11 protein-coding genes and 1 pseudogene are annotated in these 10,692 nt (G+C 43.2%); 8 read left to right on the top strand and 4 right to left on the bottom strand.

What is annotated here, in order from left to right; translation table 11 throughout:
- From ACJ751_RS05185 to ACJ751_RS05195, 3 genes and pseudogenes are all read left to right on the top strand, one after another.
- Positions 1 to 344: pseudogene (locus tag ACJ751_RS05185) on the top strand (NAD-dependent dehydratase); the annotation flags it as partial.
- Between the two features lie 93 nt (positions 345 to 437).
- A complete protein-coding gene (locus tag ACJ751_RS05190; protein ID WP_407744311.1) occupies positions 438 to 1,358 on the top strand; it encodes a helix-turn-helix domain-containing protein in 921 nt (306 codons plus the stop codon).
- Between the two features lie 197 nt (positions 1,359 to 1,555).
- Positions 1,556 to 3,031 carry a right-handed parallel beta-helix repeat-containing protein gene (locus tag ACJ751_RS05195; RefSeq protein WP_407744312.1) on the top strand — a complete coding sequence of 492 codons (1,476 nt, stop codon included), beginning with the start codon at positions 1,556 to 1,558 and terminating at the stop codon, positions 3,029 to 3,031.
- A 73-nt stretch (positions 3,032 to 3,104) separates the two neighbouring features.
- Here ACJ751_RS05195 and ACJ751_RS05200 read toward each other — a convergent pair whose 3' ends face one another.
- Genes ACJ751_RS05200 through ACJ751_RS05210 form a run of 3 tightly spaced genes read right to left on the bottom strand, consistent with a single transcriptional unit; the run spans position 3,105 to position 4,459 of the window.
- Complete coding sequence (locus ACJ751_RS05200; protein WP_407744313.1) at positions 3,105 to 3,650, bottom strand: dihydrofolate reductase family protein; 546 nt, start codon at positions 3,648 to 3,650, stop codon at positions 3,105 to 3,107.
- Positions 3,651 to 3,702: 52 nt separating this feature from the next.
- Positions 3,703 to 4,053 (bottom strand): helix-turn-helix domain-containing protein, encoded by a 351-nt coding sequence (locus ACJ751_RS05205; RefSeq protein ID WP_407744314.1) that lies wholly within the window; start codon positions 4,051 to 4,053, stop codon positions 3,703 to 3,705.
- A complete protein-coding gene (locus ACJ751_RS05210) occupies positions 3,974 to 4,459 on the bottom strand; it encodes a DUF6597 domain-containing transcriptional factor (RefSeq protein ID WP_407744315.1) in 486 nt (161 codons plus the stop codon). The genes ACJ751_RS05205 and ACJ751_RS05210 overlap by 80 nt, the downstream gene beginning before the upstream one ends.
- Positions 4,460 to 4,645: 186 nt before the next feature.
- On the opposite strand from ACJ751_RS05210, the gene ACJ751_RS05215 reads away from it, so the two are divergent.
- The 3 genes from ACJ751_RS05215 (at position 4,646) to ACJ751_RS05225 (ending at position 6,568) form a co-directional block, all read left to right on the top strand.
- On the top strand, positions 4,646 to 5,353 hold the full coding sequence (locus tag ACJ751_RS05215; RefSeq protein ID WP_407744316.1) for a hypothetical protein: 708 nt from the start codon (positions 4,646 to 4,648) through the stop codon (positions 5,351 to 5,353).
- Between the two features lie 135 nt (positions 5,354 to 5,488).
- Positions 5,489 to 6,067: a Crp/Fnr family transcriptional regulator gene (locus tag ACJ751_RS05220; RefSeq protein WP_407744317.1), complete on the top strand. Its 579-nt coding sequence runs from the start codon at positions 5,489 to 5,491 to the stop codon at positions 6,065 to 6,067.
- A gap of 90 nt (positions 6,068 to 6,157) precedes the next feature.
- On the top strand, positions 6,158 to 6,568 hold the full coding sequence (locus ACJ751_RS05225; RefSeq protein WP_407744318.1) for a VOC family protein: 411 nt from the start codon (positions 6,158 to 6,160) through the stop codon (positions 6,566 to 6,568).
- 64 nt (positions 6,569 to 6,632) lie between these two features.
- On the opposite strand, the gene ACJ751_RS05230 is transcribed toward ACJ751_RS05225, so the two are convergent.
- Positions 6,633 to 7,241 carry a class I SAM-dependent methyltransferase gene (locus ACJ751_RS05230; protein ID WP_407744319.1) on the bottom strand — a complete coding sequence of 203 codons (609 nt, stop codon included), beginning with the start codon at positions 7,239 to 7,241 and terminating at the stop codon, positions 6,633 to 6,635.
- Positions 7,242 to 7,425: 184 nt separating this feature from the next.
- On the opposite strand from ACJ751_RS05230, the gene ACJ751_RS05235 reads away from it, so the two are divergent.
- Together ACJ751_RS05235 and ACJ751_RS05240 are read left to right on the top strand one after the other, a co-directional pair.
- Entirely contained in the window at positions 7,426 to 10,173 is a 2,748-nt protein-coding gene (locus tag ACJ751_RS05235; RefSeq protein ID WP_407744320.1) for a hypothetical protein, read from the top strand.
- Between the two features lie 56 nt (positions 10,174 to 10,229).
- The coding region (locus tag ACJ751_RS05240) for a two-component regulator propeller domain-containing protein (protein WP_407744321.1) at positions 10,230 to 10,692 on the top strand (463 nt) is incomplete at its 3' end.

Genomic DNA, 10,692 nt, shown 5'->3' on the forward strand with positions numbered 1-10,692 from the left:
TCGCAACGGTGATTGCAGAAGAGATAGAGCAGCCTTTTAGGGGAAGAACCTGGCGTTATATTGCCAGTGACGAGGTATCGCCTAATGAGATCGCGCAAGCGCTTGGAAAGGCGATCGGGAAGCCTGACCTGCAATGGAAAGTTATTTCGGATGAACAGCTTTTAAACGCCTGGTTAGACATCGGGTTTAACCCTCAGGTTGCTCAAGGCTTTATAGAAATGCAGGCCAGTCAGGGCAACGGAAAATTGTATGAGGATTATTATCGCAATCGGCCAGCGTTGGGCAAAGTTAAACTGGCCCAATTTGCGAAGGACTTTGCCGCAGCTTACCAGCAGGAAGACTAAGCCTGGTATAGTGGTGGTATCAAAGGGAATTTTAGTTTTTAAAGTTCCCTTTGATTTGTTACTTTAACATATATACAGTTATTTTATTAGCATATGACCAACATTCAACGGGTTAAAACCATTACTGAATTTCATCGGACCCGCGGATTGACTGCACCGGAACATCCTTTGATCAGCGTGGTTAATTATGCCGATGTACACCTTACTTCCGAACAATTAAATCGAAACTGGGTATTTGACTTTTACCTCATCGCCTTAAAACGGAATATGGGTGGAAGTATCAGGTATGGACAGCAGGCCTACGACTTTGATGAAGGTATTATGTTTTTTATTGCGCCCGGCCAGGTATTCAGCCTTGCCAGAGATGTAGATGCAACCGTTGAAAGGTCAGGCTGGATGCTCCTCGTGCACCCTGACTTTATATGGAACACTTCCTTGAGTAAGACTATTAAGAACTATGAATATTTCGGGTACACTATTCATGAAGCTTTGTTCGTATCTAAAAAAGAAGAGCAATTGTTAGGGCGTATTATCCAGGAGATCAGGCAGGAATACCAGGCGAATATTGATAAATATAGTCAGCACATAATTATCTCGCAGATAGAGACACTGCTCATTTATTCAGAAAGGTTCTATAACCGGCAGTTTTTAACTCGTAAAAAGGCAGGCCATAAGCTCCTGGAAAAAATGGAAGACCTGCTGACAGCTTATTTTAATGAAGAAGACTTTATCAAAAAAGGAGTGCCCACGGTAGGGTATCTGGCTGATCACCTGCATGTTTCTTCGAAGTACCTTAGTAGTTTACTCAAGGCGTTGACCGGGTTGAGCGCACAGCAGCATATTCACGAAAAGCTGATTGAGAAGGCTAAAGAAAGATTGTCGACCACCGACCATTCCGTCAGCGAAATTGCCTATGAACTGGGCTTTGAACATCCACAGTCGTTTAGTAAGTTTTTTAAGCTAAAGACCCACGTGTCACCGCTTGCGTTCAGGCGGTCTTTTCAGGGCAACTGATACCATCGAAAGGAATTGAAGAAATTTATAATGTAAAAAGTAATTCACATTGGATAATTATTATCTTCTTTCAATTGCAAGAAACCGGCACTATTTTTTCATGTAGGTTACCTTAACAATCAAACCTTATGTTAATGCGTAACATTTTTTTTCTATCTGTCCTGTTTCTTTGTTTTTCCTGTAAAAAAGAAAGTTCTGTGAATGCTGAGAAGGATCCTGAAGGTACTCCTGTCAGTGCGTCTGCAGTTCGTGTTTATTATGTTGATGGAGCGGCGGGCAACGACGCAAACGATGGTCTTACCCTTACCACAGCCTGGAAAACGATCCAGAAATCCTTTAATACTGCCGTAGCGGGCAGTCAGGTAATGATCAAAGGCGGTACTTACTATGAGCAATTGACCGTAAAGGTTAGCGGTACTGCGGGAAATCCTGTTACATTTACGAATTACAATGGTGAACAGGTGATCATAGACGGGTCAAAGAATTCAGGCACTACCATTCTTACCATCACCGACAAAAGCAATCTCGTTTTCAGCAATCTTACGGTTCAGAATATTACAAAGAACAATGCCATAGGCGTGCTGGTTTCGGCAAATAAAACCGGTGGGGTAAGCAATCTGACCTTCCACAATGTGGCGTTTAAAAATATTAAATGGACCAGCAGTGCATCTACAACACCAAATAGCAATCAAAATGCTCAACCATTCATTGCGTTCGGTTATGGAACTGCTCAGGCAAATGCTATTACGAACCTGGTTATTGATAGTTGTGAATTCACCGGTAATGTTACCGGCTTTAGCGAATCATTATCTTTAGATGGTAACATCGACGGATTCACTATTACCAACAACAAAGTACACGACAATTCGAACATTGGAATTGCGGCCATAGGGCATTATGGAGTAAGCTCCAATTCCACATTAGACCAGTCTCGGAATGGTCTTATCAGGGGAAATGTGTGCTTCAATAACAAGGCCGGTTATGCTACAAGCGGCGGCATTTATGTTGATGGAGGTAAGGATATTAAAATTGATCGGAATATAACTTATCAGAATGGTTATGGAATTGAAATAGGCAATGAAGAGAATGGCACGGCCAGTAATATCACCGTTACTAATAATCTGATTTATCTTAACGAGGTTACGGGAATTGCCATTGGCGGATACGACTCGGGTACAACCGGGCAGGTGACTAATTGTATGATCAGGAATAACAGCTTTTTTAAAAACAATACCAACAATGATGGTTCCGGCGAATTTTATATGACAAAGGCCTCCAATTGCACCATCGGGAACAATGTTTTTTATACCAATAGTCAGAATACCCTGTTCTCATTGGAGAATATTTCGCCGCAAACGGGGAATGTCATTGACTACAATGACTGGTATACACAGACTGGAAATGCTTCCGACATCAACATCAACTGGCGCAACAAAAGTTATAGCTCTTTCTCTGCCTATAAAACCGGTACGGCACAAGACGCGCATTCTTTCTTTAAGGATCCGCTTTTCAACAGTATCGCAACAAGTCCTGACCTGCATGTGAAAACTGGAAGCCCTTGTTTAAAAACAGGCAATCCTTCCTGGATCACTGATGCTTCAGAACTGGATCTTGATGGAAAGCCCCGTGTAGTGAATGGAGCGGTTGACATGGGCGCTTATCAGCAGCAATAATCAAAACAAGAATATTTCTAACAATATTGCACCAGCCTTCGGGTTGGTGCAATTCTTTTAAGGCCCTTTATCACTACATGATTTTGGAAGTATAGATCAGTTGCACTACGCCCGACTTGAATACTTTTGTTTCTGCCAGGACCAGGTCCAGTCTGGCAGATATATCAAACAAGGGCTTACCCCCGCCTAATGCAGTTGGATGAACAGAGATCATATATTTATCTATCAGGTTGTTTTCTATAAACGTGGTGATCAGCCTGGCACCTCCATAGAGCCAGATATCTTTTCCAGGTTGGTTCCTGATCTTTTTTGCCAGTGTTATTACATCGGTGCTAATGAAGGTGGCTTTATCATCTACTCTTGATTGGCTGGAGAAAACGAATTTTTCCCTGGACTGGATGGCTGAGTAGATCTGCTTCTCCATATCCGATGCAGATGCGTCAGGCTGGTAATTGCCCCATTGATCATAACTTACTCGCCCATAGAAGATGGTGTCAATGGATTCCAGGAATCTATCGAAATGCATATCTTCCTCCAGTATACACCAGTCCAATTCACCAGTAGTTCCCTCGATAAAGCCATCTAATGTTGTGGCTAAATTTAGAATTATCTTTCTCATAAGGCAAAGGTAATATTGAGTGTAGTAGCTAGTTTGGAAAAAGGCGACAAAATTATAATCCGGAAGGAGGTAGGCCGGTGTAACGCTTTATTTCATTTGTTAAATGTGCGTGATCGTAGTACCCATGCTCAATAGCAATATCCAATAAACTTTTGCGGTTTTTATTATGGTTGATGGCTGAGAAGGCGTGTTGAAACCTCGAGATGTTAATGAACTCTTTTGGGGTGATACCGATATGTTTATGAAATCTTCTTTCCAGTTGTCGCGGTGAAGTGTGATTCTTTTTGGCCAGAGCGTCTACAGTGATTTGTCCCCTGGCTTCTTTAATACATGTTACAATAGAGGAAAGGTCTTGTTTGGGTGCGTTGAGTCGTTTGAGAAAAAATGCATTTAACTCCAACAAACGACATCTCTTTCATTTTGCTGGTGTCTGGCGCAAGCGCTTTTTCCAGTTCTACCGTCTGTTCCGTAATTTCAGCCAGCGGCAAATCGTTATAAAACTGAGAAAAAATCCCTGGTTTAAAGCACACGCCGATCAGATGATGTTTTTCGTTAAGATAGGTTTCTTTGTAAGAAGTCATGGCGCCTACCAAATAAGAGCTCCCAGGTTGCATGGTTACGAGGCCGTTGTCGGTAGTGCATTTTTCGCCTACGTTCAATACCATCCCTGGGCTCCCATCCGGAAAGATCCGTTCTGTATGCAGCTCACTTCCTATGCCTTCTATTGACCAATAGCAATCAATATAGTCTGCCAGTGCGTAATGTGGTATCGCTTGTTTATAAATCATGATCCTTATCTTGTGTAGCAAAAATAGTAATGATTTCTTTGTTTTTTAACGTTGTATTTAAGTAAGCCCTAGTCGTATAAATCCCCGAATGCATTGCCATTTTAACAACCATTTATTACATTCAATCTCCTTAATTCATTCATTTCAATATTATCTTTAGTGCTGGAACCAATATTTTTATTCGATTAATAAATAAATGAATTTGCAGTGAAATCTACTTCCTTATTTGTCTTCTTCTTATTATTTGCTGGCCGGTTTTGTAAAGCACAGGAATTAACCGAAATAAATGTTAGGATCACAACGGACGCCTTCACCATTAATTCTATTGTTTTTACCCTTAACGATATTGATTTATATATCAGTTCTACGGGTGATATTTTCCCTGTTAATGCGCATGGCAAGAGGAGGAAAGGATGGCAGGCGTATGCTTGTGATGAATCAGATGATGAATACTATGACTACTTTGAGAGCGATGAAAAAGCGGGTAAGATAAAATCAATAAATGGTATTACTATTGATTATTATGACAAATTTAGCAATAAGGAGAAAGTTGGAAAAATCAAATCAATTGGAAATACAAATATTGAATACTATGACAACTTTGATAATGACCAAAAAACAGGGAAAATAAAATCAATTGGAAATATTTCTATTGATTACTATGATTCATTTGAACGTAATGAAAAGAAAGGTAAAATGAAATCATTTGGTAATTATAATATTGACTACTATGATAGCTTTTCAAGTGATGAGAAAAAGGGTAAATTGAGTACGTTTGGACCAGTCAAAATTGATTATTATGATCAGTTTAGTAATAACAATAAAATGGGCAGGATCAGGTCTATTCGCGGCAATGCACAAGCCCTTTACGTTACCGTCATTGGCAAATGTGGAATGTCGGATTTCAACGACTAAATAAATAATTGCCCAATTGATTAACTGGCCAGCTTCCTGTGTTTGAAATTTAAGAAAGGAAAGATAGAAGTACGCTTATGAGGGATGTTTTGATATCTTCATTGTAGCGGCAAATAAGATTCCTATCTTTAGCTAATGAGCCACGATGTTTTCTTCCAAAAAATAAAAACTTACGCTGAACTCTCGCGGCAGGCCGAAGCTGCGTGGGCTGCTTTGCTCCGCGAAAATACCTACAAAAAGGGTGACTATTTTATTACCGAAGGCCAGACACCCAAAAAGGTTGCCTTTGTTGTGAGCGGCTTAATGTATCAATACTACGCTGCCGAAAACGGCGACATGGTAGTTAAATATTTCTTCCCGGAGAACCGAATTGCCGGTTCCATGACAGCTACGCTCACACAGTCGCCGGGTAATTTTACCATTAAAGCGCTGGAGGATACCGTTGTGCTCGAATACAATTTCCTGGAATTTAAAAAACTTGTTGCCATTTATCCCGATATCACCGCTTTTTATATCCGCTATATGGAGCTGCATTGGATAATCGAAAAGGAACCTTATGAAGTATCGCTGCGGTATGAATCGGCTAAAACCAATTACGATGATTTTCTCCGCAAATACCCTGGTTTAGTGAAAAGACTAAAGAAACAACACATTGCCGCCTATCTTGGCATTACCCCCACGCAGCTAAGCCGGATATTTTTTGCGAATAAGTAAAGATTTTTTCCTTTTCTCAACATATGTAAATTTTTGGGAAAAACGGTTGCCGCAATTTTGTGCTTCAACAACAATTAAAAGATTTAAATTATGGCAACAAAAATTTTCATCAACCTGCCAGTTAAAGACCTGGAGCGGTCAAAGGCATTTTTCAGCGGACTTGGCTACAGCTTTAATCCACAATTTTCCGATGACAAGGCCGCCTGCATGGTGGTAAGTGAGCACATTTATGTAATGATGTTGGTAGAAAGCTATTTTAAAACTTTTACCAAAAAAGAGGTAGGCGATGCACACCTGGCAACTGAAGTATTGCTGGCGCTTGATGCGGCCTCGCGCGAGGAAGTACAGCAAACCATTACAAAAGCAACCGAATTGGGAGGCTCTATTTATACCGAACCGCAAGACCACGGCTGGATGTATCAGCACAGCTTTGCTGACCCGGATGGACATCAATGGGAAATTGTTTATATGGACGCAACGAACATGCCGAATGGTGATTGAGGCAGAATGCTTTTTATACCCTCTGTGGTTAATTTGTTACACGGAGGGTATATGTTTCTTAATTTTAGTGCTTCTGGACACACCAGGTAGTCATGCACCTCATATTTTGCACGTTGGTTGTTTTGATGGGTTCATATAATACACCAAATTGATTGGTATATTTTAACAACACCTGTTCATTAACTAAAAAACGTTCTGAGCCATCGGGCAGTAAATAGCGGTCATTGCCTAATGGTTTTACCAGGTGCTCTATCCCGATATCCGATGCTAACCGTGCAAAGAAGTACCCGCCTGGTTTTAAAACCCGAAACATAGTCTGCACCATGTTGTCAAAATGCGGAACATCCTTTGCAAAGTGCAATACCGCGCTGCTGATAATCAAGTCAAATGTCCCATCAGTATAAGGTAAATTTTCTGCTGCGCAAACCATGAAATTTTCCGGGGGATTATCAGGGGCCAATGCGGCTGATAATTCCCTGACTGTTTCAACAGCGTGCGGATTTGGGTCAACACCAAAAACCTCGTAACCGTTACGTAAAAAATAAATCAGATTTCGTCCGTTGCCGCAGCCAACATCCAGCACTTTTTTACAGTTGTCATAACGACCCTTCAGTAGTTGATCAAACAGATAGATGTCGATATTACCGTAGGCTTGTTGAAGTTTGTTTTGCATGTGTTGTATAGAGCAAAATTACTTCAAATTAGTTTGACATAGGCAAAAGCTTATATATTAAATCAACCCCATACAACATCCAAGTATTTCGATAACTCCATCGGTTCAAAAAAAATACCTTGCGGCGCGCCTGTAATAACGGGCGAATTGTATCCAAACTTCCTTACCCAGAAAACCAAAAATAATGTTCCGTACTCTAAGCCAGGTTACACTGTGCGTGCTGCTGATGCTTGCGTGTATATTCACCTCAAAAGCTCAGTGTCCTGCTACTACACCGCTGGTCATTAATTCCGTCGCAGCCTCCGAAAGCCGTTGCCAGGCATCCGGCATGGCTACCGTACTGGTATCGGGCGGCTCAACGCCTTATAAATTCAGCATCATTGCAGGGCCTGCTTTAACGCCACCGCAATCATCGAATATATTACAGTCGCTGTCGCCGGGCAACTATACCGTGCAGGTGACCGATAATTGTAATACCTCTGTTACCAGAAATTTTACGGTTACCGGTACATACGCTGTTCCTTCTTTGAACATTACTACGCAATCACCTACCTGCCCTGGAAACAGCGATGGCGCCATAACCATTAATGCCAATGGCCGGGCGCCGTTGTCGTATTCGCTTATCAGCCCTTCCCCCGTTACCAGGGGACCGCAGGCTGGCAATGTATTTACCGGTCTGCCCGCCGGTACCTATACCTGCCAGGTAACCGATTCCTGTGGTAATTTCCAGACCCGTACGGTCAGCTTCAGCGCCGCGTCCAGCTCTGTTACCCTTACTGGTAGTAGCAGACAATACCTGGCCTGCGATTCTTTTGCCGTTATCCTGGACATTAATGTATCCAACTACAATCCTCCTTATACTATTACGGCCACGATGCCCAACGGCTCGGTTATGACGCATGTGCTCACCGCTCCTGCTGTTAACTCCGGCAATTTTAATGATACTTTCCGCATCCGGTATCATCACATTACGGGCACTCCAGATATCATGCAAACAACCGTCACCAATAAGTGCGGTTTTTCTTCAAATGGTGGCGTTCTGCTGTCCGAGTCCATGGATATGTCGGTCAACGGTACACTCCCGTCAGGTTGCGGCGATCAATACACGTATACATTTGATGATCCTAATTTTTCACAGCCATTGCATTGCGGCACTATAACTTATACACTGGTAAGCCCTTCCGGCGCCGTGTTGGCCACGCAAACCAATAATTCCATGTTTTCCGGTTACCCGGGCGGTACCGGTTATAAAGTGATAAGAGAGGATTGTTGCAGAAAGGATACACTACTCTTTGACTGGGCCGTAGCGCCTTCATTTAAAATATCCTATACTCAAAATTTGCCGTATGCCTCCTGTAAGGAGGGAACAACCACGCTCTATATACAGTACAATTATGGTAACCGGCAGGCTGATATCGTATTGGTATCCGGCCCTCCTTCCGTGACCTTTGCCGACGGCAAGGTACACACCTATACCTACCCTGATACCACCAGAAATGTGTATTCCGGAGCGGGACTTGGTTATTTTGGACCTGGCACCTATAAGCTATACGCCATCGATCATTGCGGGAACAAGGACAGTGTTACGGTCACATTCGGGCCTACGGATGTGCGCCATTCCATATTCGGGGCCACATTGGTAAAAGGGTGCACGGACAACAATAAGATCCTGTTGAATGCCACGTCGAACGGATCATGGGCGGCTGCCAATGTAACCGTCAATTCAATCTATAACAAACCCTTCACCACTTCAGCTACCAGCTTTAACGACTCGCTTGTAAACCTTTCGGCCGGCACCTACTATGCGACTTATCAGTACCAGAATGGCTATTATCCGGCATTCGTGGGAATGGCCGATCCGGGCTGCGATGTTATTACAGACACCATCATCGTTCCGGTTTATACACAACCAGCGTTTAGTCCCTCAGCTGCCGTAGCCCTTTGCGGTACTACCAGGCAGGTAGCGCTGCTGCCCGACAGCACCGGCGGGGTGGCGCCTTATCAATACCGGATCATCGCAGGGTCAACCACTACCTCATTGCAGCCCAGTCCCGTATTCACAGGTCTGGCGCCAGGCACCTACACATTTCTGATGTCTGATGCCTGCCTCAACAGCTACTCGCGCAACATTACCATCGACACGCTGGCTATGCCCAACGTTGTTACTACCGGCAGTACCTGCGTTGGCGCCGCCGCCACGTTCACCCTTCCGGCCAGTCCTTTCTACAGTTACACCTGGTTGCGTCCCAACGGCAGCACCAGCACCGGAAACACGCTTACCATAAGCCCTGTTACGGTTTCAGACACGGGAACATATAAAGTAACCGTTAACAGCACCGTAGGCGGTTGTACTAACACCAGCAGTAAAAGCTATAAGTTAAGCGCCTGCCAGGCACTGGCCGAATCCCTGCTGCACTTCAGCGGTCAGCGGAAAAACAGCCAAATTCAACTGACCTGGCAAACAGCCGATGAAATAAATATGAGTTATTATATCGCAGCGCGAAGCACAGATGGTTCTGTATTTACGCCGGTGCAGCAGGTAGCCGCTAAAGAAGGAATGCTGAACACATATACGGTCACCGATACACATGTTCCTGCAGGAATTGTTTATTACCGGCTACAGTCGGTTGAAAGGAACAGTACCAGCAACTATAGTAACATCATTTCTTTCAACCATGTCAATGCACAGCCCTTCAATGTTTATCCCAGCCTGATTACCGGCAATACCCCGGTTTCGGTTTCCTGCTCCGTTAACAGCCATGCTATCTTTATTCGGGTGATTGGTATGGATGGCAAAGTATGGCAAACCATCCCGGTGGCTGCGGGTGTAACCAAAACCAGTATCGATGTTAGTACCCTGGCAAAAGGCAGTTACTTTGTTGTTTTCACCGGCGCCGGCAATGCAATGACAACTCAGATTTGGAAGGAATAGATGCCGATTTAATTGTAATTTGGACTTTTATAAACTTTTGTTCCATATAGAACCGTATGGTATTCCCCCATTCCCGGCTGCTTGTATTATCTGCTTTGTGCATGTTGATGTTCATGCTATCAAAGGCACAAACCAACCTGCCTGATTATAGCGTTGTCAATTACAACAGCGATAATGCACTTCCCCAGAACAGCATCAATGACATGGTTTTCGATAGCCATGGCTTTCTATGGCTGGCTACTGAAATGGGAATGGTACGCTTCGATGGGCAACATTTCCGGGAGTATACAATGGGTAATCCCCCGGCCTTATATAATAACAGGTGTGCCCTGGTTAAATCAGGGAAAGGCAAAATACTGATTGAACCTTCTTATTCCAGCCACCAAATCCTTACCGTTACAAATGATTATCAGTTAAAAGCCGACAGTCTTCTTTCTGCGAACCCATATCAATGTAACCGGTGGAGCAACTGTATCTTTTACTATGATAAGATATTTAAAAAATGGGGCCATGATTCAA

It is taken from the genome of Niastella sp. (assembly GCF_045805085.1).
Lineage (GTDB): Bacteria > Bacteroidota > Bacteroidia > Chitinophagales > Chitinophagaceae > Niastella.

Coding starts and splice junctions, on each gene's coding strand:
- ACJ751_RS05190 (WP_407744311.1), top strand. CDS start 438: ATGACCAACATTCAACGGGTTAAAACCATTACTGAATTTCATCGGACC.
- ACJ751_RS05200 (WP_407744313.1), bottom strand. CDS start 3,650: ATGAGAAAGATAATTCTAAATTTAGCCACAACATTAGATGGCTTTATC.
- ACJ751_RS05220 (WP_407744317.1), top strand. CDS start 5,489: ATGAGCCACGATGTTTTCTTCCAAAAAATAAAAACTTACGCTGAACTC.
- ACJ751_RS05225 (WP_407744318.1), top strand. CDS start 6,158: ATGGCAACAAAAATTTTCATCAACCTGCCAGTTAAAGACCTGGAGCGG.
- ACJ751_RS05230 (WP_407744319.1), bottom strand. CDS start 7,241: ATGCAAAACAAACTTCAACAAGCCTACGGTAATATCGACATCTATCTG.
- ACJ751_RS05235 (WP_407744320.1), top strand. CDS start 7,426: ATGTTCCGTACTCTAAGCCAGGTTACACTGTGCGTGCTGCTGATGCTT.